Source organism: Dapis purpurea BLCC-M126, assembly GCF_050015975.1.
In the GTDB taxonomy this organism is placed as follows: Bacteria; Cyanobacteriota; Cyanobacteriia; order Cyanobacteriales; family Microcoleaceae; genus Trichodesmium.
This window is the reverse complement of the sequence record NZ_JBNHER010000314.1, coordinates 1-25,166: the sequence shown is the minus strand read 5'-3', so window position 1 is coordinate 25,166 and position 25,166 is coordinate 1. Positions and strand designations below refer to the sequence as shown.

Genomic DNA, 25,166 nt, shown 5'->3' with positions numbered 1-25,166 from the left:
GTCAACCCACCCCCACCCCTCCCAAGAGGGGAGCCAGGAGAGGAAGTAGAGGCGAATGGCCATTCGCCTCTACAAGTCAGAATTTAGATTTGATCAACTAAAAACTTCGACAATACAACAGTTTCAGGCAATTATTTGAAATTTAAAGCTTGAAACTATTTATGACATCCTTAAAGTGAATTGGTATAGAATTATTGGTTTCTGTGCAAAAGTAGTAGTGAGTAATTCCACTCTGGTGTTAGTTTAGCATTCCCTATCGGGGGGATGGGTACTAGAATAATTGAGATTATATAAAGGTTTGAAAATTCAAAAGTCAAAATTCAAAAGTCACAAGTCATCTCTGATTCGGTCTACTGGAGTGCGTTAATGAAATGTCATGCAGCACCTATACCAAATATTTCTGGTGACTGATAACTGATAACTGATAACTGATAACTGAAATGACTGTAGTAATTTGCCCAGGAATACATGATCCAAAGCTAACTAATCAATTCTTGGAGAGATTATTTATTAATTGGTGGAGTTTCTCTGATTCCAGTAACCTCTTAGTTTGCCCAACTCAAGACTATGCTCCCTACTCTGCCATGGACATATCAAAATTTTTATGGTACTCAAAATCTATAACCACAGATGTACCATTAATATTTATTGCCTTTAGTGCAGGAGTGGTAGGAGCAATAGGAGCCGCTTGGACTTGGCAACTGCGGGGTGGACAAGTGAAAGCTTTTATAGCTATTGATGGATGGGGAATGCCTGTAGTTGGGAATTTTCCTATATATAAAGTTAGTCACGACTATTTTACCCATTGGAGTTGGGGAATTTTCGGGAGTGGGGATGAGAGTTTTTATGCTTATCCATCTGTAGAACATTTAGAAATATGGCGATCGCCGGACATTACTACAGGTTGGTGGCTACATCAAAACAGTGTTGAAGTAAAAACAGCAACACCTGTAACAGCAAAAGAATTTATCATAAAAATATTAGAAAACTATGGAGAATTAAGTAACTTTTAAAATGGTGAAGTATATTTAAACAAAAGAAAGGCAGGCTTGCTCTAAAGTAATAGAGCTAATAGCTAATAGCTGACCGCTGAATGCTTACACTAGATTAAAAAATTTCATCAAAAATCAGGAGCTAGTTAGAGTGGAAACAGCACAAAAAACATCTTATATAAATGTTAATGGTGTTGAACATTATTATGAGTGGATAAAAACATCAAACTCTATAGGAAAATCAAAACCAGTAATGGTATTTTTGCATGGATGGGGAGGTTCTGGTAGATATTGGGAAAACACAGCTCAAGAACTTTCTGAGGAATTTGATTGTTTAATTTACGACTTAAGAGGATTTGGTCGTACCTCTTTACCTAAATCTCAAACCAAAGGAGAAAAAAGTATTTCTCAAACTTCAAAAAATCTTACTGATAATTATGAATTAGTAACTTATGCAGAAGATTTAAAAGTTTTGTTAGATGTTTTGAATTTAGATAAAGTTTATATTAATTCTCATTCAACTGGAGCCTCTATTGCTGCTCTCTTTTTGAATATGTATCCAGAGAGATTAGAAAAAGCAATTCTAACTTGTAGTGGTATTTTTGAATATGATGAAAAAAGCTTTTCTGCTTTTCATAAATTTAGTCGTTATGTAGTGATGTTTCGACCTAAATGGCTGATGAAAATTCCTTTTATGGGTCGTATTTTTATGGCAAGATTTTTATATAAATCTCTGCCCGATCATATATGTAATGTTTTTTTAGAAGATTTCTTATTAGCAGATTTTGATGCTGCTTATGGCACAGTTTTAACTTCTGTAAGTAAAGAAGCAACAGAATGGCTACCAGAACAATTTCAAAAATTAACTGTACCTACTTTATTAATAGCTGGTGAATATGACAAAATTATTCCGGCAGAGATGGGTCGGCAAGCAGCAAATCTGAATCAAAATATAGAATTTACTATTATGGAAAATACGGCTCATTTTCCCATGTTAGAAGATCGGGAAAAATATCTACAAAGTGTGCTAAATTTTGTGGTGTAGATAGAGAATAAGGAAGAAGGAAGAAGGAAGAAGGAAGAAGTTATTTTTGTAAGGGTTATTTTCAGTAACCTTACCAAAAATATTTCCTTTTCAAAGGTGTAGTTTTAGAGCTAATTAGTTTGATGATTGAATAATATAGCAATCTAAAATCAGATGTTAAATAGGGTTTGCTGAAAAAGTCTTATGGGTTAGGGTAGGAGTCAGGAGACAGGAGACAGGAGACAGGAAGATTCAATAATTGATAATTGATAATGAATAATTGATAATTACCTCTCCCTAAAAAGCGGTTGAGGGATGGCGATGTCCCCTCGCCATATCCAATCAACCAATACAGCCGTCGTTTGCGGATCATTCCGAAGGATGGGATGGCGTTAGGGCAGTGGCTCTGCAAGAGCCGGTTTCCCGAAGAAGGCAGAGCCACTGCCTTTTTGATGTCGCGGGTTAACGTGCCTTGTTCGGAGCGCTAAACGCCATATCCAATTGACTAATATCATGTCCGGTTGAATAGTTATAAATAAATGAGGGAGGAGTCAGAAGTCAGGAGTCAGGAGTCAGGAGGGAAGAGAGCAGAAAGAAAGTATAAAAATCAGAAAGTTTTTTTATCACTAATTATCCGGACATGATATAACAGAAGAAAAAAATATTTTGCTCAATCCTCTTCTTTTAAGGATAGGTAATTATTAATTATTAATTGTTAATTATTAATTATTGAATCCCTACTCCTTATAGAACGCATTTGGTATCTCCAGAAAATAGGTTGGAGGCATAAGAAATTGATAATTTATGGGTAATAGTTGATTTGATGATTGGATTTTGAGAGATATCTAATACCAATTCCCAAAAGTAATGCTATACTTGGGAACTACTTCAGTTATTAAGTAATTAACACAAACATAATATTTTTTTTGCTAATTTAAGCTAAGTTAATGTTAATTATTCTTATGTTTACTTCTCCCCCACTCCCCTACTCCCCTACTCCCCCGCTCAATAAAATGTAGAAAAGCTTTTGAGAAATGGTATAATACACCCCATCTCCCCATCTCCCCCTCTACTTTTAAATAGATACCAAATGGGTTCCATATAAAATCCAAATATTACAGCAATCTGCCTATTAGTCGTGAAAGTTTTAATAATAGTTAATTTGATCCTTTAAGCTTAAAAATTATGACTCCTGTAGGGGCAATATCCCTTTGTCATGCTCCTAATTAGGCAAATCGTCCCTACCACTAAAATATTACAACCGATTAGAGGATTGCTATATATAATCTTTTCAATTTGATAATTCGGTAGGCAAAATTATTTTATATCAACTGGTAAAGTATACAAATATATATTTTTTTCCTGTTCTCTGTTCTCTACTTAGAAATGTTAAATTAATTTTCCACAGGTACTTAGGAGTAAAATTAGATGAAAAGTCGATTCAAGCAAATAATAATTACATTTAGTATTATTTTTGACGCTATATTCAAGCTTGATTTATGATATTATTTCACTACTAACCATAACAACCTTAATTCAATTATATCAGGATAATTAACTACCCTATATTCTCAATTTTATTTACCACAAATTTCTAAAAATAATCTCATACTATCCGGAAATCTCCACTCTAGAATGGGAAAATAGAATATTAACTGACTAATAATGGAAATGTTAAAAATGTTAAAATCATCAATTGATAATAGCAGCCATTACAAGCAAAATCAACTAAAATCTATATAAAATTCATGCAGCCATATTTTCCTATTTACAGCGTTTTAGAGAAAAAATTGCCAGATTATCAAAATTTTGTTTCTTGGTTAGAAGATAAAATTTTTACTCCCTCTCTAACTATACCGATTGATGAAACTTTGCCATTTTTACTAGAGGTATTAAAGTTAACTTTTAACAGTCAAGGCAATCCTCAAACTGTTTATCCTCTAATTGTCGAAAATCTTGATTTATTAGAACCCCATTTTATATATATTTTACGTAAATGGGCGAGGCAAACTTTTCCGAAGATCTATCAAAATAGAGCGGCTATCATTGCCTGTACATTAGTAAATTTTGGTCAAATTATTTGGGCACTACCTGATGGAGATTCGGATGTGAATTTAGAAATTGCTTTAGCTTGTTGTGAGTTAGCCTTGGAAGTATATGATTTAGATAAATTTCCTGAAGAATGGGCAATAGTTAATAAGAATCTAGCTCTAATTTATCAGACTCGCTGTTATGGAATTTCTACCCATAATCTAATTAAATCTTTTGAACATTATCAAAAAGCCAATATTGTATTTCCACAACAAAGTTTTCCTAAAAAATGGACTGAATTAAGTTAGTATTATTCATTAATGGATAATTCCTCTGATTAAAACCGTAAGGGAATTGAATATAAGGAAATATCCTAGGACTTTGTTTCCCCTTGAAAGGGGAGGCTTTAAAGGATGAATTATTTAATTAATAATTATTAATTATTCAGTAATATAGGAAAGGAAATAGGGAACGGGGAACAGGGAATAAATAGGATGTATAATTAATTTTGCTTATTAATATTATGTGCGGTTAAATAGTTATTATAATTACAGTTCGTAGTAGGGCTTCAGCCCTATCTACAGTTCGGGCTGAAGCCCTACTACAAACCATATACTTTATTATAAGTGATTATCCGTTAGCATAGCTCCCCCGGAGGGGGCACATGATATAACTTATCAATTGACTTAAAAAAATGCAATAAATAATTTCACCCTGATTATCTTAAATCATACTATCTATAAATAGTAATATCAGCCATGAAAAAAGAATGCTATATTTTATATTTTATTTTCCCCACTCCCCCGCTCTCTGACTCCCTTACTCTGGTTGAATTGGAATTTCCAGAATAAATTCAGTTCCTTGATTTACTTGAGAATTACATAAGAGGTTACCACCATGCTTTTGCACAATAATCTCATAACTAATTGCAAGTCCTAAACCTGTTCCTTTTCCTATCTCTTTAGTGGTAAAAAACAGATTGAATATTTTCTCTTTTGCCTTTGGGGGAATTCCCAAACCATTATCAGCAATTTTAATCAAAACACTACTTGGATTATCTTTCTTAATTGCCGTAGTAATTCTAATAGTAGGGCTGAAATCTTTCTCTATTGTTAGTTTTTCTTCCAATACATCTATGGCATTACTCAGCAAGTTCATAAACACCTGATTAATTTGAGCAGCATGACATTTTACCAAAGGTAAATTTCCATAATTTTTCACAATTTCAATCTCAAAAGCTGCCTTCTTAGGTTTAAAACGATGCTGCAAAATCAACAGCGTACTATCAATTCCTTGATGTAAATCTACTGCTTTCATTTCTGCTTCATCAAGACGAGAAAATGTTCTTAATGAAAATACTAATTGACGAATACGTTCAGCTCCTACCTTCATAGAATTCATTGTCTTAGGTAAATCTTCTATCACAAATTCTAAGTCAATATCTTCTATAAAATCTTGAATTTCTGGAACAGCATCGACATAATGTTGACTATATAATTTCATCAAATCCAGTAAATTTTGAGTATATTCTTCCACATAATTCAGGTTGCCGTAAATAAAGTTAACAGGATTATTAATTTCATGGGCAATTCCTGCTACTAACTGACCCAAACCAGCCATTTTTTCACCTTGAATCATCTGTACCTGAGTTTGTTTTAACTCCTGCAAAGCCTTTGTCAAATCTTCAGCTTGGGTACGAGTTTTTTCTAGTAGTTCAGCTTGTTTTAAAGCAATACCTAACTGCACTCCTACTTGTGCTAACAAATTAATTTCTTCATCTTGCCAATAACGAGGACTAGAATTTTGATAAGCAACTAACAATCCCCAAAGTTTCTCCCCCTGCAAAATTGGTACAAAAGTTTCATTTCTGGGAAGTTTACTAGCATTAGTTTGTTTACCAATTACAGGATTAATTTGTAACGGAGTCTGAGCTGTAGGACTCCATCCATCAATCATCGAATCTGCCACAAACTCCCCACTCCAGTCTGGGTAAAAACGATAAATTGCCACTCGTTCAACTTCTAGTAACTGTCGCACTTCTTGAGTAGTAGTCTGAAAAATAGCATTAATATCCAAAGATTGACGAATTTTGTCAATGGTATTTGACAGCGCCTTTTGCCGCTCTGTTGCTTTCTCCAACTCTGCTGCTTGAGCTTGAACTTGTTTGAAATACTCAGCTTGTTGTAGTGCTACTCCCAACTGTCCCCCAATTTGAGCCAACACTTCTACTTCTGCTAATTCCCACTCACGGGGACCAGAATTTTGATAAGCTGCCAGCAAACCCCAAAGTTTTTCTCCGTGATAAATAGCTACGATCGCATACGCCCTAGCTTGACAAGACTCTAATACCTCAATGTAACAGTCACTAAAACCTGAATTATAAATATCGTTACAAGTGCGATAAACTTTTTGAGCAAAATTTTCCCCCTTAGTTTCCTGCAAATAGGTATCATTCACATAATTTGGTAAATCTCTAACAGAACATAGACTAACATTTTTATTAATTTGGGGATTTTCCTGTTGTTCGTGTATTAACTTCTCCCAACCCTCAGCTACTGACTCAGCTACAAACTCCCCACTCCAATCAGGATGAAAGCGAAAGATAGCAACTCTGTCTGCATCCAATAATTGTTGTACTTCTTGGGTAGTTGTTTGGAAAATTGTTTTAATATTGAGAGATCGGCGAATTTTATCAACAATTGCAGCCAGAGTTTTTTGGCGTTCTGCTGATTTTTCCATTGCTACTGCTCTAATGGCAAGTTGTTTTGACTGCTCTTGAACCTTCTGAACATACTCAGCTTGTTGTAGAGCTACCCCTAACTGAGTACCTATTTGAGCTAGCAAATCTACCTCATCTTTTTGCCAATAACGGGGACCAGAATTTTGAAAAGCTGCCAGCAAACCCCAAAGTTTTTCTCCCTGATAAATCGCAATAATGCCATAAGATCTAGCTTGATAAGACTCTAATGCTTTAATGTAACAGTCACTAAAACCTGCATTATAAATATCGTTGCAGATACGATAAACTAATTCTTTAGCAAAAGCCCCGCCCTCAGTTTCCTGCATATAAGTATCAATATGGGGATTTGCCAACTCCTGCACGGAACATCGACTAACATTTTCCTTAATTTCGGGATTTTCTTTTTGCTGCTGTATTAAGGAATTCCAACCTTCAGCTACTGACTCAGCTACAAATTCCCCACTCCAATCAGAATTAAAGCGGTAGATAACAACTCTGTCTGCATCTAGTAATTTTTGTACTTGTTGGGTGGTTGTTTCAAAAATTGTCTCAATATCCAGAGACTGACGAATTTTATCAACAATTGTAGCTAGAGTTTTTTGGCGTTCTGCTGATTTTTCCATTGCTGCTGCTCTGGTAGCAAGTTGTGTTGACTGCTCCTGAAGTTTCTGAACATACTCAGCTTGTTGTAGAGCTACCCCTAACTGAGTACCTATTTGAGCTAGCAACTCTACTTCATCCCTTTGCCAATGACGGGGAGCCGAATTTTGATAAGCTGCCAGTAAACCCCAAAGTTTTTCTCCCTGCAAAATTGGTGCAATTACATAAGCTTTAGCTCCAAACTGTTCTAAAAGTTGAATATGACACTCGTTATAACCAGCTTTATAGATATTATCAATAGCTAAAGTTTCATTGTTGACATACCGTCCACCCTTATTTTCTGCTAAAAAAGTATCATTAATAATTGGTTTAACTCCGACTAGAGGAGTCCATCCTTGTGCAAAAGACTCGGCAACAAATTCCCCACTCCAATCAGGAAATAACTGATATATTGCCACTCGCTCCGCTTGTAGCAGTTGTCTTGCTTCTTGAGTAGCAGTAGCAAAAATTGTCTTAAGATCCATAGAAAGGCGAATTTTATCAAACAACTCACTCACTATTTTCTGACGTTCGGTTGACTTTTCCTTTTCTCTGCTAATAGCTAGTTCTGTTGCCTGTTGTTCAACTTGTTTGAGATTCTTTTCTTGCTGTAGTGCCACACCAAAATGATCCGCTATTTGTTGGGCAAAATCTATTTCGTAGTCTTGCCAATGACGGGGACTACTACATTGATGAATGCAGAGTAGTCCCCAAAGTTCGGGTAATTTTCCTGCTTCTTTACCCTTGAGTAGAGGTACAATTAGATTTGCCCGGACTTGAAATCGTCCTAAAATTTCTATATGACAATCACTTAATCCTGCTGCATAGATATCTTCTACTGCTTGTACTCTACCTTCTTGATAGTGAACAGCAAATTCTCCGCCGAAACAATGGTCATATACTTTAGCTGCCAAAGCTGACTCCCATTCATCTGCTACATCTTCGGAAACAAATTCTCCTTCCCAGTCTCTTTCTGGATAAAAACGAAATACGGCAACCCGATCTGCTTGAAGTAGTTGGCGTACTTCTGTAGCAGTAACCTGGAAAATTTCTTCTAAATCTAGAGTCGCACGAACCCTTTTGATTACTTTTGCTAGAGTTTTTTGTTGTTCTACACTGATACTTAGCTGTATTGCGTTTTCCTCAAGCTGTTTAAAATTGTTTTCTTGTTGTAGTGCCACACCAAAATTATCGGCTATTTGTTGGACAAAATCTATTTCGTAGTCTTGCCAATGACGGGGGTTTTTACATTGATGAATGCACAACAAACCCCAAAGTTCCGATAATTTTCCTTGTTCTGTACCCTTAAGTAGAGGTACAACTAGATTTGCCCGGACTTGAAATCGTCCTAAAATTTCTATATGACAATCACTTAATCCTGCTGCATAGATATCTTCTACTGCTTGTACTCTACCTTCTTGATAGTGAACAGCAAATTCTCCGCCGAAACAATGGTCATATACTTTAGCTGCCAAAGCTGACTCCCATTCATCTGCTACATCTTCGGAAACAAATTCTCCTTCCCAGTCTCTTTCTGGATAAAAACGAAATACGGCAACCCGATCTGCTTGAAGTAGTTGACGTACTTCTGTAGCAGTAACCTGGAAAATTTCTTCTAAACTTAGAGGTGTACGAATCCTTTTGATTACTTTTGCTAGAGTTTTTTGTTGTTCTACTTGATAATGTGCTGCTGCTAAAAGTTCTGTATTTCTAATAATTACTGCCAAGTTTTCGGCTGTTTTCTGGGCAAATTCAATCTCCAAGTCTTGCCATTTTCGAGGACTACTACATTGATGAATGCAGAGCAGTCCCCAGAGTTCAGGTACAGTTACTTCTGTGGCATCATCTTGTTTGAATACAGGAACAACTAAATCAGCTTTTACCTGAAATTCTCGTAATATTTGGGCATGAGATTCACTTATTTGGGTCGCATCAATATCTGTTACTGCCTGAATACCCTCTTTTTGATAGTCAGGAAAACAATTATTTTCAACTTTCAGATTTAATAAAGAATTCCAACTATCTCCAACATTTTCACAAACAAATTCTCCTGCCACATCTAACTGAGAATATAAACGCAATAGGGCCACGCGGTCTGCCTTAAGAAACTTTCTTAGTTCTGTAAGTTGAGTTTTGAAAATAGTTTCTGGGTTTAGGGATACTGGAATCTGAGCGATTGCCTCTCCTAATCCTGTTTGATATTCTGTATTTTGTTGAGACATATTGTAATTTATTTATTACTGTTAAACATTTTATCAATCTTTTGGCCAAAAGATAAGACTGGAGGTAGGAGTCAAAAATCTTGGGAGAAAATTACAGACCTTTTTATTTTACTGTTAGATTTTTAGATATCCCCAAAAAAGAGTGTAGGGAGGTTTCATGGAACCTCCCTACAATAGTAAATCGAAAATAATTATAGCCTTTCTCAAACTAATAGACATCTCCAAAAATTAAAAATCAAATCAATTATCATCCAGAAATTATCTATTCTTTCTTTCTGTTCCCTGTTCCCTCTTTTCTAGAGATGTCTAATGAGGTACAGTTGTTTTTCTTATTTTCTACTTCCCTACTCCCCTACTCCCTATTCCCTACTCCCTACTCCCTATTAATTAAATTAGTTTGTTACTGAGCAAAAATCACTATTAACTTTTTCCTGAATTTCCACAGCTTGTTGATGATAGTTATTTGCTTTTTGCTCGTTACCTAAATCTTGGCAAACTTTCTCTACTAAGCTCATAGTTTGTATTAAATCCTGACCATATTGAGCAAAAATACTTCTGTGAAATCCATCTTTTTCTTTATAGTCGTAAGTTGACATTTTTTGAGGATACATATAGTTATAATTTTGATTTTTCTCCAATTTTGGAACATAATCTTCCATTAATTCTAGCCGTTCTAAGGAATCTTCCCACAGTTTTTGCCGAATATCTAAAGCCATTTCTAAAAAAGCTTTAGCTTGGCAAGGTCTACCCTGAAGAAAATATGATTCTCCCATGTTATGAAGTGCAGTTGATTCATTGATTTTAGTTGTAAATTTATCAATTTTTCCTGATTTATCAAGCTTTTGAAAAATCTTTAAAGATTGACGAGAATACTCTTGAGCTTGAGCTGATAATCCGCTTAAATTGTAAATTGTACTAATATAATTAATTGTTTTACCAATACCTACTATATCTTTGAGTTTCTGAAATATTGTCAGAGCTTTTGAATAAGACTGGAAGGCATTAGCATACTCTTTTAAAAGATAATAAATTTCTCCCTGTTCATTATATATAGTGGCAATTTTGGCTTCATCTCCTATTTTTTTTGCTAATTTTAGTGCTAGTTTTAGATAGTTAAGAGCATTGATATATTCTCCTATCCTACAGTGAACTAATCCCAGACGATAGACAATATCAAGTCTTTGCCCAGGACTATTAATTAATTTCGTGATTTCTAAGGCTTTTTGAAATATTTTTAATGCGGTTTCTAGTTGACCTAAACTGTAGAAGCGATCGCCTTTTTGATAGAGTGCTTTTAATTCATTTTGATAGTTAGAATGAGGTTTCATAGTAGTTACCCTGATGAAAGTTAGTTTTTTGACTGATACACAGCTTATACAAATTGAAGAAATTTGGCTACAAATCAGTTTTAGGTAGGAGATAATACCATTTCACGGAAGTTCAAAGTCATGCATTAAGATTTTACAGGCTCAAAACTTGAACACTACAGTAATTTCAGGAAATTATTTCACTTATGTAGTTTGAAACTATTTGTGACATCTCTAAAGTGAATTGGTATAAGTAAATTATATCCATTGCCATTATGGCTAAATCCTGTTTTTAAGAGTAATATTACCTAACTCTTTATTGGTAATATTACTACTTTGTATGCTTTAATTTTATTAATATTAATTAATCTATATTAATATTTTTAATTTTTAGGAATAAGTCAATCTCAGACAGATAAAATATTATGTAGAATGGAAAATTTTGAGTAGATATTGGCAACTGGATCAACAGGAAAATACATCTTATTAGCTATGGTTAATAATATTAATTAGCAGATCTAACTATATTTTCTAGTTGTGATGATAATTAAATCTCAAATAAAATGGCAGAATATAGACATTGTAGACTAGAGATTTATCGCTACAATTTTCCAAAATTTTAATTTTTTGTTGACGGCACTCATCAGCTTTTTTCCATTGACCTAAGTTGTGATAAACTTTTTCGATTAAATTCATAGTATTAGCTAAATCTGCTCCATGTTGGGAGATAATACTTTGAGTGAAGTCAATATCTTCTTGTTGAATTATTGGTAATTTTTGAGGTGATTTTTTACTATTAAACCAAGCCTTATGCAGAATATTTTTATCTAAATCATTGGGAATTTTACTAAAGTGCTTAAAAATAACTTTACAAATTTTATGACGAATAGCTAAAGTAAGTTCCAGTATTTCTCTAGCTTGGGTATCTTGACCAAGCCATAAATAAGCCTCTCCTATACTATGAAGTGCTAGAGCGATATTAATTTGGGCAGTTAATTTATCTAACACTGATTTTCTTTCAACCTTATAGAAAATATCCATAGATTTTTGACAACAGTTAAGACTTTGGTCAAATAATCCTAGTAAGTTATATATTTCCCCCAAATGATTGAGAGTTATACCCATACCTACTAAGTTAGAAGAGTTTTGAGAAATTTCTAAAGCTTTAGCATAGTATCTTAAGGCAATACTATATTCTATAGACAGAGAATGAGTTTCACCAATATCATTTAAAATCATTAAAACCTGATATTGATTGCCAACTTCTTTAGCAATATGTAAAGCTAATTTGAGATATTTTAAAGCAAAATTATAGTTTCCTAAACGGCGATAAACTAATCCTATTCGGTTGAAAATTTTGAGTATTTGCTCATCAGTTAGGGCAATTTCTAAAGCTTCCTGAAAAGTTTTTAAAGCAGTTTCAAATTTTCCTAGATCAAATAAGCGATCGCCTGTTTGAATTAGTTGTTGTAATTTAGTTTCATGGACATTACTGCATACCATCGTAGTTTCTCCAGGAGAATACTGTAATTTTTCGGTTGTAAACTTTAGTATTTCCGACTGTGAGCAGGTTATGCAGATTTTTCAGATCAATGCTACTCTCTGACTAAGAAAAGGAGAGAGGGAGTTGGGAGAGTAGGAAATTAAATTCTTCCTTACCCTGCTTATTTTTGAATACTATACCGTTTCACGGAACTCAAAAGTGATGCATTAAGATTTGATAGACATAAAAATTTAATTATATAATAGTTTCAAGGGATTATTTGACATATATTATACCAATTTGATAAATGTTTGCTACAAATGGTAGAAGTAAGGAAGAAGCAAGAAGCAAGAAGGAAGAAGGAGGAAATATTGAAAAAAAGGGGGAAATGATAGATATAACTATCTCACATGAATTAGAGTAGCTATTTTTCAGCACATCCGATCAGGGGCTACCTTTTCGTAGCATTCTTTTTTCAAAGTGGTATTATACAGTTTCACGGAAGTCACGCATCGAGTGCTCATTGTTGAGGTTTCCATTTCCTGCGGAAAGGCTTCGTGAAAAGAATGAGAGAAAAGTACTAGTACAGGATGACGCAAATATGTTACCAGTGAGAAAATACTCAAAGCCTTACCAATCAAAACTTCTAACTTCCCCTCCCAGCTCCCCTCCTGGGAGGGGCGGGGGTGGGTTGAATTCAGAATCCTGACTTCCGCGTAGCGGTACTAGGATATTTCCTTATATTCAATTCCCTTACGGTTTCAAGCAGATGTAATTATCAATTATCAATTATCAATTATCCATTATCCATTAATTAATTACCCTAAGACTCAGGATAAAATCCAAAAGGAGGTAAAGTCTCTTGAATTTCTGGTGTTAAAAACACTGTAGCAATAAATTTCTCATTCAAACCTCCCACGACATGAGCAAATAAATAAAAATCATCCTCATCATAATTTAATTTCTGTTCAACTAAAATTCCTGTTGTATCGCTAATCCGTAATTTTATCCCCTCTGGTAAACTCATTCCTATCGGGGCACTTAATACCAACAATAACATCCATTCTGGTGTTGAATCTGAAACTAAAGACCAGGTTAAAGCATACAATCTTAAAGGAATCCCACCTAACAATAAATCTTGATAAGCACCCCTCGCATGGGCAGGAATATCTGCGCCATTTTCTGGTAGCTCTCTGATAATTGCTTGAATTTCTTCTGTAGGAGAATATGTTCCTCTCATGGGAGATAATTCTGGTAATTCTGGTAATAAAACCCAGGATAATTGATTGGCAAAATTATCTAATTCGTTTCTTAGCCACCGCCCTACATTAATTGTTGGCTCAGTTAAAATATTAAGTAAGTCTGGCAAATATTTTTTCAAATAATTTAGTGAATTTTCTTGATTTTCTGCAATTTCCACTAAATTATCTGGGATATTTTCTGACTCTATTAATTTTTGCCATTGCCAATCATATATCCATTTTAATAACTCATAATTAGTAAGGAGGATTTTTCCTTGTTCCCAGGTAATAAATTCCCATAAATTTTGTGTGGATAACTGAGGTAATAATTTTGTAATTTCAGGTTTAGCTACAGCTAAATTTTGGGAATTAGTTTGTACATCTGGCAAAGTAGTTTCTGATAAATCTAAACAACGAAAATAAAGTAATAAATTATCAATTTCTGTATCAAAGCAAGTTAAGGGAATTTGATAAGTCCAGTCCTCATCAGGGAGTAGATTAACCTGTGTTTTATAGCGAATTAAATCTGCATAAGAAATAAAACCATAAATTACTACTGTTTCTAGTTCTTCTTGTACTTCCATCACTACATATAAATGATGGCTGAATTCTGGTAAGTCTACTACTGCTCTAGGTATACTAATTTCCTCATCTATAAAACTACCTGTAGTAATTAAGCAGACTTGAAACTGATTAACATTAAGATGACAAACTGCGGTAATTGAATTAGAGATAATTGGGTTAAAAATCGAAGAATCGTCTGAATTAATTGTTAAATCTGTATCTCTTTGTTCTAGCCATTCTTCAAATCCAAATAATGCCAAAGAATTCAAATACGTTTCCCATTGTCTTGATTCATTAGGAATTTGATTGCTGATTTGGATAGCTTGGTCAATTTTGTCTAATGATAGATGTATAGATTCTGTAGAAATAGGCTGAAAATCTAGGAGAGATTCTAAGGTGTTAGTTAATTGGTTATTCATTGTAATTTTTCCTCTATACTCAGTTCTTTTATCAAAATAATTGGATCTTTAACCCCGCCTTTTAATCAGTTATTCGTTAAAAGTAATAATTTAATTTATAACTTCTGAATTCGCGCCTTCTGACTTAATAAATTCCCGTTACAAAAACAACTTCTGACTTCATTAAGATTTTCTATCTTTAAGAATGTGGTCGAAATAGTTATTTTTTAACTAAATCTAAATAGGTACAAACTCTTTTAGCAAATAAGCTTTCTGTATAATGATGACCAGATGTATAACCTTCAGCTTGGGCTTCTTGAAATATTTGATTAACTTGTTCATCTAGAGCAATTTCTATTTGTCGATCTAGAGTTTTTAAGCTTTGTGGATTTGTGTAATCTTTAGCAAGTTCTAAGATCCGATTGTGCAAAATAATTAACAATTTTTGCCGAATATCAGCCCGAAATGATTTTAATTTCAGTAATCGAGTTACTTGATATTGGGCTTTTAATCCCACATCTTTAGCAATTTCTGTCATGGATTTTCCCTGACAATGATATAGATGTAATGCCTGGATAAATTGTTCCGATTTTGATGATTTTTTGCCTTTCAGTAATTTACTCCAAACATCTGTTACTTCAGATATAGCAGCATCTAAACTTTGAATAAATTGTTGTCTATAGTTAGTCAAAAATTCATTTTCTTCATCTATAGTATCTGTTTCTTGAGAGAGAGAAATTTTATTAGCTAAAGATTGATTTTTAGAAGTATCTAATGGAATTGTGGGTAGAGAACCTTTTCTCACATAAATTCGGTACTCTCTTAGTTGAGAAGCCAGATTTTGTAGTTTATTCATCAATATCTTTGGAGAACTTTTTTGACCAGTTTTAGTTTCTATTAATTGAGCAATTTTTTCTAATTGTTCTGTAGTTGGTGGTAAACATTTTTTTCCCGATCTTGAGAGACGTTGTTGACGACGTTCCGCCCGATAAATAGAGTGATAACTTGACAGAATATTCAGGCTTTCTTGAGTTTCCCAAGTGGTCAAATTATAAAAGCTTGAAAAAATTTTCTCTAGTTGTTTAGGAGGAGTATCATTCAGCAGTGCCCAATCACTAATTAAATAAACTCCACATTCTAGTAAGAAATTATTTAGGTCAGAATGCTGTTTGACTTTTCTAGTTGTCCAGGTAGCTAAACTGCCTTGATTTGGGTCAAAACTTTGGAGAATTTCTTGAGCAAAAGATGGAGCATAAGTTTGTTTTCTCTGGCTAGAGATTCTGCCATCATCGGTCAAAACGTAAGGGAATAAATCCCGGCTAATAAAGCCATGATTTTTACCAAAATTAGCAGCTAACTGTTGACAAACTCCTTCAATTTGACAAGATATAAAACATAGTAAACAGCGTTCTGCTAATAAAGGATTTATCTCTGGATTAGTATCTGAATTATCTCCCATCCATGCTAAAAGTTGACGCTGAATTTTAATATCTGGAACGTCACTAGCTGTTAAATATTCTGGAAAATTTGAGGTAAAAAATTCTTTAGCCTCCGCAATTTCCAGAATTTGGCGGGAACCAGAACTGTTAATTTTAATATGTCTCCAGTATTTAGATATAGTACCCATAAAGAATAAATCAGCTCAATAAATAATACTCATGGTTAATTGTTAATTGTACGATAATTTTTCTCTCTTAATAAGTTGGGTTTAATACTAAGCTATTATCCCTTTGATTTACATATATTTCTATCTTCCTCAAGGTTATGCAGTATTTTACTCTATATGAAGCAATTTGATACTCTTTTAAAGAAGTCAAGACTTATACATCATTAGGCACTGCTATATTTGGGAAAAAGAAATGTAGGGACGTTCAATGGAACGTCCCTACTGATGTAATACCAATTCTCAAAAATCTTGCTATACTTAGAAGCTGGCAAAAATAACTTTCTTTCATAACTGAAGTTACCAAATATCAAGTATTTGCTCCAACAAATAATATTTAGAAATAGAAAATCCAAGTATAGCAAAGTTTATGGTAATTGGTATAATCTCTAGTACCGCTACGCGGAAGTCAGAATTCTGAATTCTGAATTCAGAAGTTTTGATTGGTAAGACTTTGAGTATTTTGTTACTGGTCACTTATTTCCGTCATCCTGCACTAGAGATGTCTAAGACTTGGTTATGATTTGCTGTAGTCGTAATGATATATTCCACTTGCTCACGAGTTAAAGAAGGATTAGCACTCAAAATCAAAGCAGCGACACCTGCAACATGGGGAGTTGCCATTGATGTACCACTTTTAGAGCCAAAATTATTATTAGGAAGAGTTGAATAGACATCTTCTCCAGGAGCAACAACATAATCTAGTGGTGTTGAACCAGCACGGTTGGATGCATCATTAATTCTCCCTAAAATATCTGTTGCTCCAACAGCAATTCCCCATTGATCGGCATTAGCTGCTGGATATTCAGGAAAACTACTACCATCATTACCTGCTGCCATAACTACTACAACTCCTCTTTCTATCGCATAACGAATCGCATCATCCCGAATAGTTGCAGAAAAATTGCTCCCTAAGCTTAAATTAATGACATCTGCACCGTTATCAACTGCATAATAAATACCAGAAGCAATGTCTAAATGATCAAAACTGTCATTCCCCACTCTAACTGGCATAATCTGAGCGTTAGGTGCAACTCCTGTTACTCCAAAGCTATTTTGCTGTGCAGCGATCGTACCTGCAATGTGAGTGCCATGACTACTTAAATCCATTGGATCATTATTATTATCAAAAAAGTCCCATCCTCTAATATCATCTACATATCCATTGCCATCATCATCAAAACCGTTATTAGGAATTTCATCTGTATTAATCCAGATATTAGGAGCTAAATCAAAGTGATTGTAGTCAACTCCACTATCTATGACTGCTACTACAATACCTTGTCCGCTATAACCTTGATTCCAGACTTCAGGAGCATTAATTTGTTCTATATCCCAGTTATTGACATCGACAACTTCAGGAAAGAAAGGTGCGCCAATAGTTTGAGCAACTGCTGCATTGGCATCAACTAAACCATATCCATCGATACTACTAAAACCACCAGAATTTAGAGAAGGTGTTGCTGAGAGAGTTAGGTCATAATTTGTATCTCCACTGTATTGACTGACTTCAACGTAGTAAGTACCAGGATCTAGATTAAACAAATTAATTTCTTCAGAAGTGTTACCAGCAGCAATTGAAGAATCTATAGTTTCTCCAAAATCGACTAAACCGTTGTTATTGCTATCTTGTAACAAGGTGACATCTGCATCTGCACTTAAACCAGACAAAAACAGACTAAAGTCACTGGTTGTATCTAGATCGAAACGATAATAGTCTACAGAGTCGGAGGTACCTACAAAATCTTGCCAAAATTGCTCGCCGTTCAAAACTCCAATATTACTAGCGTTTATTAGGTCTAGATCGCTGTTTAGAGTGTTGATAGAAGGTCTTGTTGAGAGAGTTAAGTCATAATTTGTATCTCCACTGTATTGACTTACTTCAATGTAGTAAGTACCAGGATCTAGATTAAACAAATTAATTTCTTCAGAAGTGTTGCCAAAAGCAACTGAAGAATCTATAGTTTCTCCAAAATCGACTAAACCATTATTATTGCTATCTTGTAACAATTCAACATCTGCATCTGCACTTAAACCAGACAAAAATAGGGTAAAGTCACTGGTTGTATCTAAGTCGAAACGATAATAGTCTATAGAGTCGGAGGTACCTACAAAATCTTGCCAAAATTGATTACCATTCAAAACTCCAATATTACTAGCGTTTGTTAGGTCGTTGTCGTTATTTAGAGGGGGTACATTTACAGAGGGTGTTGCTGAGAGAGTTAGGTCATAATTTGTATCTCCACTGTATTGACTGACTTCAACGTAGTAAGTACCAGGATCTAGATTAAACAAATTAATTTCTTCAGAAGTGTTGCCAGCAGCATCGGAAAAATCTATAGTTTCTCCAAAATCTGCTAAACCATTGTTATTGTTATCTTGTAACAAGGTGACATCTGCATCTGCACTTAAACCAGACAAAAATAGGTTAAAGTCACTGGTTGTATTTAGCTCGAAACGATAATAGTCTACAAAGTCGGAAGTACCTACAAAATCTTGCCAAAATTGATTACCATTCAAAATTCCAATATTACGAGCGTTTATTAGATCGTTATCAAATTGTGGTGTGGGGTTAAATTGATTGGCAGTTCTTTCGGAAGTACTCGGTATTCCAGTGAGTGGATCGATTGCATCTTGGTTTGGTCTAAATTCAGTATCAGATTCTAGGTAATAAGTAAGGTTATCTACTCCTACTGGTGGGGATAATATTAATTTATCTACTTCTCGTGGAGTTGTTATTTCTGAAGGAATTAACTCTGGTGAAATATCTGTTGCTGAAGAAAATTGGTTATAGTTGTTTAACTCATCGGGTATGAAATTACTGATAGTATCAGTATCGTTTACCAATTGTAGAATATTTTTGTTCTCAGCAAGCTCTAAATCAAACATAACTTTTAGGTAGGGATTAAATTTTAAGTTTTGTCAGTCCGTTTATACTTAAATTTTAGGAATAACTAGAGAGTTTATTCAGGAATTATGGATGCTGTAAAAAAAAGTTACAATTAGACCTCCAAGTTATTGCATTAAGAAATTCTAGGGGCAATTCTTATGTGGTTCCCCTATTACCCAGATGGGGTAAGCACAGGGTAGGGGTGCTACTCCTGCAGACTGTGATTTATCAACATGACAAAATCTAATATCAGTTACAGTAGGAACATCCCCAGATTGAGAAGCAACCTCAACTTTTGTTGCATTAACATATATCTAATCCATTCGAGGTTATGCACAAAAAAACCCGGTTATTGAAATTACCCGAGTTTCTAATTACATATATAGCGCTACGCAAATACGTTAGGGGGACTTACACAAAATAGCCGTATATAAGCTCAGGTTGAATACTTGTTATATAGTTGGGGGATAGGGAGATGGGGATATGCGGAGATGCGGAGATGCGGAGATTGAAGTGTGGATAGAATTATGAACATATACTATATAATACCACTTTGAAAAAAGAATGCTACGAAAAGGTAGCCCCTGATCGGATGTGCTGAAAAATAGCTACTCTAATTCATGTGAGATAGTTATATCTATCATTTCCCCCTTTTTTTCAATATTTCCTCCTTCTTCCTTCTTGCTTCTTGCTTCTTCCTTACTTCTACCATTTGTAGCAAACATTTATCAAATTGGTATAACCGGATTCTATATAAAACAAGCTTAAAGATAGACAGGGATAGTTTTTGAGGTTGCAAAGGTATAAATCATTTATAAGCACGGGTTTTAGCCATTTTTAGTGCGTTGAGGTACTTCCCTTGTCTAGAATGACTTTGAAGCAGTTTTTATCTCAAAAAATCTCTAAGTACCATTAGAACATTTCTCTATTCCCTATTCCCTTTCCTTAAAATCCATTTCCCATTAATATAAATGATGACCAATAATAAGGATTACTTCCTTCTTTATCCTTCCCAGTAATCATATTTATTTGAGCTTCGCGTAATGCTTCTGCTTTACTTTTTCCTTCTTGCAAAACTGTATAAAAAGTATTCATTAATTGGTCTGAATCATCATTAACTCTCCATAAAGAAGCTATGATTGTTTCTGCTCCTGCATTTTGCATTTGATAACCCAAACCAACTATTTCTTCTCCATTACCCATTCGCCCACTAATATTAGTTTCGGCAGCACTTAATACTACCAAATCTATTTCAAATGACCAACTTTCTATATCGCGCAAAGTAATGCGATCGCCATCTCCAAATAAGATAAAAGAGTCTTCTGGTTTGCCATTTCCTTCTTGTTTTGTTAACAATACAACGGGGGTATCTAAATGTACAATATTGTAGTTATTAAAATCATTAATTGTTGTTTGTGAACTAAATTCGCTGTTAACTAACTTTCTAGTTCCTGGAATTGTTTCTGCTAAATTTTCGACTAATTTTCCTGTTGTTGGTCTTAACTGAACTTGGCGAGTGCCTATCTGAACTTGATATTTACCTTCGGTTAAAGCTGCTGCTAATACACGAGGTTGATTTTTGGGTTGAGTTTCAAAATTTGTTAGACTAGCTGCAATAATATTATTTACACCAAAACGTTCTACTAACCATTTTTCTCCATCATAAAGTGCTGTCAAAGGTAGATAACGTAGTTGCTGATCTGGCGCATAAATAATTGTATTAATATTTGCTTTAGTTAATTCATTTTCTATTGGTTTGATTAACCAATTATAGAGTTTTTGGGAAGAATTTTTAATATCTCCAATGGGGTTAGAAATTGTTAGGCGGAAGTCAGCGATCGCTTCGTTAATTTCTTCTGCTTTTACTTCTACAGTTTTGTGTATTGGTTCCCCATCTGCTTTGATTAATACCAATTCTAATTTTTCTGGTAAAATCAATGGATAAAATAGTGCTGCTTCGGGTGACTTTTGCAATTTTGCTTGTAGACTCTTGAACTGTGACAAATCAGCTTTGAGATTATTTTTATCAATCTCCAGATTTAAAATATTTTTTGCACCTTCAGCCAGAATTTTTTCTTCCGCAGCTAGCAATTTTATTCCATTTGCTGTTACTTCATTACCTGTAACATTGCCGATATAATTATCTAATTCTTGAATTTTCAGCAAATCTAAAACTTGTTGAGCTTCAAAAATACGTTCTTGTTGTAATAGTAAATCTGCTAAATTCCGATAAACTGTTTCAGGATTTTCTAATAAACTTTTCTGACTTTCCTGACTCCGCATAGTTTCATTGATATTAACAGCTTGTTTGTAAAAAACTACTGCTAACTCTGGTTTTTCTTGGGCGATTAATATTGTGCCTAACTGTCCATAAATTTTACCTGCTTTTGCTGTTTTTTCAATTTCTTGATATATGGCTAATGCTTGCTCTAAATTTTCTAAAGCTTGAGGATATTGTTTTAGTTGAAATAAAGAATCTCCCATTCCTTGATAAGCTATAGCAACAGCATTTTTATCCTCTTTTTTGGGTAAATTATCTAAAGCAAGTTTGTGGTAATTTAGAGCAATAGAATAATCCCCAGAAGTATAATAAACTTCTCCCAAAGCATTCATGTTTGCAGCAATAACTGACTTTTCTCCTACTTTCTGATTAATTGGTAAAGATTTTAGTAAAATTTGTTTGGCTTTCTGATTTTCTCCTAAACGGTCATAAACTTTTCCCAAACCAACCATCGTTTTACCTTCGGCCGCGCGGTCTTCTTCTTCTTGATAAAATACTAAAGCTGCTTCATAAGTTGATTTTGCTTTGGTATTTTCTCCTATTTCATAATAGGCATTACCCAAATAATTTAAAGCTTCTAATTGCCCAGTTTTATCCTTGGCAACTTTAGCAGCTTCTAACCCTTTTTCATAAGCTATTAATGCTTGACTTTCCTCTCCTTCTTTTTGGTAGAGTGCCCCAATAAAACCATAAATTCGCCCTACACTTCTTTGGTCACCAACACTTTCTAACATGGCAACCGCTTGCTGGAAATATTTGATAGCTTCAGAGTTTTCACCTTTTTGCCGATAAACAAAACCGATATTATTTAATAACCTCCCAACTCCAGCACTATCATTAATTTCTCGACGGACAGTTAGAGCTTTTTGATATGTTTCCAAAGCTTTGTCATAATTCCCTTGATTAAAGTAGACTACTCCCATATTATTAAGAGTGCGACCAAGGTTTCGGCGATCGCCTACTTCTTCCCGGATGGTAAGTGCTTCTTGGTAAAATTCTAGTGCTTGCTCAAGTTGCCTCTGACTTGCTTTAACTGCACCAATATTATGCAATGACTCTCCTTCTTTGGAGCGATCGTTAATCCCTTGAGAAATATCTAAAGCTTCTTGATGCAAATTTAAAGCTTGGGAAAACTCCCGCTGTCGCTGATAAACAAAACCAATTAAATTTAAAGTTTCTGCTATACCAGAGCGATCATTGATCTGGCGACGAATAGTTAAAGCTTTCTGCAAAACGTCTAAAGCTTCTGAATATTCCCTTTGGTTAATATAAACATCCCCAATATTGTTGAAGGTTTGACCAATTCCTGCTTGATCTCCTAATTCCTGACGAATTGTCAAAACTTGTTCATAGGTTTCTAAAGCTTCATCAAATGTTCCTCTGCGAAATTGTTCCACACCTGTTTTAAACAATTTATCTGCCTTAGTCTTAGGGGCAGAGGATTCTGGAGAATTTTCCACCTCTGGGGCAGGAGTTTGGGCTAATACATTTGGGACAATTATAATGTTGGGTATGGCCAAAATGGTAATCGCCATAACAGTCAAATAGCTAAAGTAAAAATAGGAATTTTTCATTGTGGAAGACCTCCTCATTCAATACAAGTTCTGGGTTTGAGATAAAACAGTTATTTAAAGACTATAGATTTTGGCCATTTAATATTATTTTTGCTATGGGGGGTTAGGTTTTTTTACCCACAATTAAACCTAAAACCTTCTTTAAGAGTCTAAGATTTTATACTCTTAACAGGTATTTTTTACCATTTTACCTTTCTCAAATTTCTCAAGTTCACCCTGTGGCCAAGTGAGTTAATTTCGGTTAAGTAGAACTTATGGTAAAGTTAATTTAGATAGTTCTAAAATTATTTTATTGATATTCTTTAACATTCATTTTTTTCAGTGTAAAACAGGAAGCGGGGAATTATATAAATAATTATAGATAGATGAAATGATTAATTTACTTATTTTTTTGAATCCTTGAATTATAGTTGTCAAAATTATTCTGATATTTTTTCCCTAGCCAGAAAATTTATTAGCAAAAAACAGGGTGTTATTTTACTTTAAAGACCTCGCCTTTCAGCACTGCTTGGAATATAAAGTAAATGCAAAAATAACGATCAATTTTATTTGTATAGTTTGAAATTTTATCCCGTCTAATTCCTGATTTTGTATGCAATTGGTATAAAAAAATGAACACTAATGAAAGTAGCAAAAATAAACTTTTTAACTCGGTCCTCAATAAGCTACCAAATCAATTTACAGGCAAGTTAGAAGTAAAAAGTTCTCGCCAAATTTGGACACTATTTTTCTGTATAGGTCGTCTAGCTTGGGCTATAGGCGGGGCACATTATAATCGGCGATTTCACAAAATATGGCATCAATTTTGTTCTAATATTTCTCTAGACAAAATTAAGTTTCGAGAAGGAGATTATGCTATTTGTTATTACTATCATATTATGTCTGTTTTATACAGACGAAAATCATTAACTACCCCTCAAGTAAAAGCAGTAGTATTGGCAAATTTAAAAGAAGTTTTATTTGATATTCTACAGGAACAATCTCAACAAGAATTAACCTATAATTTATCTGATACAGGATTAGATAAATCTTTAATCATCATGTCTACAGTGATTCAAGTAGAAAATGTTCTCCCTCCTATTAATAAGTTATGGCTGGAGTGGCAAAAGTCAAATTTAGCTGCATATTCTCCTAATTTAGTTCCTGCAATTACAAAGGATAAACAGTTACAAAAAGTAGCAAAAAACAACTCTTACAATACAATTAAAAAGTTAGTCGATGCCAAACACTCGCTTCGAGAAACTGCTGCTTTGGTCAACAAAGATTTGCGCCAGTTAACTTTATTTTTAATGCCTTATATTAAAAATAAATTAATTGATTTACAGGAAGTTCCAGATAAAAAACGTTTGAAAGGAAGTCCTGGATTAGAGCCAGATATTGATACATCAACATCTTCTACTAAATATCAAGCATTAATTGCTTGTGTAGATGATAGTAAAGAGATGTGTTATCTATTAGAGAAAATTATGAATAAGGGTGGTTATAGATTTCTCGGAATCCAGGATTCTATTAAAGCATTGGTCATGATTATTGAAGCTAAACCAGATATAATTTTCTTAGATTTAATGATGCCAATTGCTAATGGTTATGAAATTTGTACTCAACTCCGACGAGTGCCTATGTTTGAGAATACACCAATAGTTATATTAACTGGAAATGATGGAGTTGTAGATAGAGTTCGAGCGAAAATGGTAGGAGCTACAGGGTATTTGACTAAACCTGTTGAACCGAAAAAAGTTCTAGCATTGGTCAAGCGATATTTACAAAATCCTCCATCTGGTGATTCTGAAATAAAATCTGATGAATCAGATTTATAATTGAGTTCGAGAATAGAGGGAAATGGGGAGATGGGGATTCATTAATTGATAATTGATAATGGATAATGGATAATTGATAATTACCTCTGGTTAAAACCCTTCGGGAATTGAAGATTGGGAAATATCATTTCTCTTCTCTTGGTCGATTGGATATGCCGTTTAGCGTTCCGCACAACTTCGTTAACGCTGCGCGACATGAAAAGCGTTCGTGGCTCTGCAAGAGCGGGAGACCTCGGCATTCCTCGACCGCTTTTTCCCCTTAAAAGGGGAGGCTTTAAACCACAATTATTTAATTAACAA

Annotated in this window: 11 protein-coding genes; 4 read left to right on the top strand and 7 right to left on the bottom strand. The window is 34.2% G+C overall.

Translation table 11 applies throughout. The annotated features are described in order from the left end of the window. Nucleotides 1-440: 440 nt before the first annotated feature. The 3 genes from ACP6PL_RS28530 to ACP6PL_RS28520 all read left to right on the top strand — a co-directional run bounded on the left by ACP6PL_RS28530 (nt 441) and on the right by ACP6PL_RS28520 (nt 4,355). Nucleotides 441-1,013 carry a hypothetical protein gene (locus tag ACP6PL_RS28530; RefSeq protein WP_426548724.1) on the top strand — a complete coding sequence of 191 codons (573 nt, stop codon included), beginning with the start codon at nt 441-443 and terminating at the stop codon, nt 1,011-1,013. 130 nt (nt 1,014-1,143) lie between these two features. After that, on the top strand, nt 1,144-2,037 hold the full coding sequence (locus ACP6PL_RS28525) for an alpha/beta fold hydrolase (protein ID WP_426548723.1): 894 nt from the start codon (nt 1,144-1,146) through the stop codon (nt 2,035-2,037). A gap of 1,727 nt (nt 2,038-3,764) precedes the next feature. After that, on the top strand, nt 3,765-4,355 hold the full coding sequence (locus ACP6PL_RS28520) for a hypothetical protein (protein WP_426548721.1): 591 nt from the start codon (nt 3,765-3,767) through the stop codon (nt 4,353-4,355). A gap of 511 nt (nt 4,356-4,866) precedes the next feature. Here ACP6PL_RS28520 and ACP6PL_RS28515 read toward each other — a convergent pair. From ACP6PL_RS28515 to ACP6PL_RS28485, 7 genes are all read right to left on the bottom strand, one after another. Next, nucleotides 4,867-9,648 carry a GAF domain-containing protein gene (locus ACP6PL_RS28515; protein WP_426548720.1) on the bottom strand — a complete coding sequence of 1,594 codons (4,782 nt, stop codon included), beginning with the start codon at nt 9,646-9,648 and terminating at the stop codon, nt 4,867-4,869. Between the two features lie 392 nt (nt 9,649-10,040). After that, nucleotides 10,041-10,976, bottom strand: a complete 936-nt coding sequence (locus tag ACP6PL_RS28510; protein WP_426548719.1) for a tetratricopeptide repeat protein — start codon at nt 10,974-10,976, stop codon at nt 10,041-10,043. Between the two features lie 510 nt (nt 10,977-11,486). Continuing rightward, nucleotides 11,487-12,458, bottom strand: a complete 972-nt coding sequence (locus ACP6PL_RS28505; RefSeq protein WP_426548718.1) for a tetratricopeptide repeat protein — start codon at nt 12,456-12,458, stop codon at nt 11,487-11,489. A gap of 803 nt (nt 12,459-13,261) precedes the next feature. Continuing rightward, complete coding sequence (locus tag ACP6PL_RS28500; protein WP_426548717.1) at nt 13,262-14,662, bottom strand: DUF1822 family protein; 1,401 nt, start codon at nt 14,660-14,662, stop codon at nt 13,262-13,264. A gap of 199 nt (nt 14,663-14,861) precedes the next feature. Further along, nucleotides 14,862-16,268, bottom strand: a complete 1,407-nt coding sequence (locus tag ACP6PL_RS28495) for a hypothetical protein (protein WP_426548716.1) — start codon at nt 16,266-16,268, stop codon at nt 14,862-14,864. Nucleotides 16,269-16,790: 522 nt separating this feature from the next. After that, entirely contained in the window at nt 16,791-19,193 is a 2,403-nt protein-coding gene (locus ACP6PL_RS28490; RefSeq protein WP_426548715.1) for a S8 family serine peptidase, read from the bottom strand. A gap of 946 nt (nt 19,194-20,139) precedes the next feature. Continuing rightward, the gene (locus ACP6PL_RS28485) at nt 20,140-23,049 is read right to left on the bottom strand and encodes a CHAT domain-containing protein (RefSeq protein WP_426548714.1); all 2,910 of its coding nucleotides are present in this window, start codon (nt 23,047-23,049) and stop codon (nt 20,140-20,142) included. Nucleotides 23,050-23,660: 611 nt separating this feature from the next. Between ACP6PL_RS28485 and ACP6PL_RS28480 the strand changes: the two genes are divergently transcribed. Continuing rightward, complete coding sequence (locus tag ACP6PL_RS28480) at nt 23,661-24,866, top strand: response regulator (RefSeq protein WP_426548713.1); 1,206 nt, start codon at nt 23,661-23,663, stop codon at nt 24,864-24,866. Nucleotides 24,867-25,166 lie beyond the last annotated feature (300 nt).

What these genes read in the sequence shown, in the direction of transcription:
- ACP6PL_RS28495 (WP_426548716.1), bottom strand. Translation starts at nt 16,268, where the DNA reads ATGGGTACTATATCTAAATACTGGAGACATATTAAAATTAACAGTTCT.
- ACP6PL_RS28510 (WP_426548719.1), bottom strand. Translation starts at nt 10,976, where the DNA reads ATGAAACCTCATTCTAACTATCAAAATGAATTAAAAGCACTCTATCAA.
- ACP6PL_RS28490 (WP_426548715.1), bottom strand. Translation starts at nt 19,193, where the DNA reads ATGTTTGATTTAGAGCTTGCTGAGAACAAAAATATTCTACAATTGGTA.
- ACP6PL_RS28520 (WP_426548721.1), top strand. Translation starts at nt 3,765, where the DNA reads ATGCAGCCATATTTTCCTATTTACAGCGTTTTAGAGAAAAAATTGCCA.
- ACP6PL_RS28530 (WP_426548724.1), top strand. Translation starts at nt 441, where the DNA reads ATGACTGTAGTAATTTGCCCAGGAATACATGATCCAAAGCTAACTAAT.
- ACP6PL_RS28505 (WP_426548718.1), bottom strand. Translation starts at nt 12,458, where the DNA reads ATGGTATGCAGTAATGTCCATGAAACTAAATTACAACAACTAATTCAA.
- ACP6PL_RS28500 (WP_426548717.1), bottom strand. Translation starts at nt 14,662, where the DNA reads ATGAATAACCAATTAACTAACACCTTAGAATCTCTCCTAGATTTTCAG.
- ACP6PL_RS28485 (WP_426548714.1), bottom strand. Translation starts at nt 23,049, where the DNA reads ATGAAAAATTCCTATTTTTACTTTAGCTATTTGACTGTTATGGCGATT.
- ACP6PL_RS28515 (WP_426548720.1), bottom strand. Translation starts at nt 9,648, where the DNA reads ATGTCTCAACAAAATACAGAATATCAAACAGGATTAGGAGAGGCAATC.
- ACP6PL_RS28480 (WP_426548713.1), top strand. Translation starts at nt 23,661, where the DNA reads ATGAACACTAATGAAAGTAGCAAAAATAAACTTTTTAACTCGGTCCTC.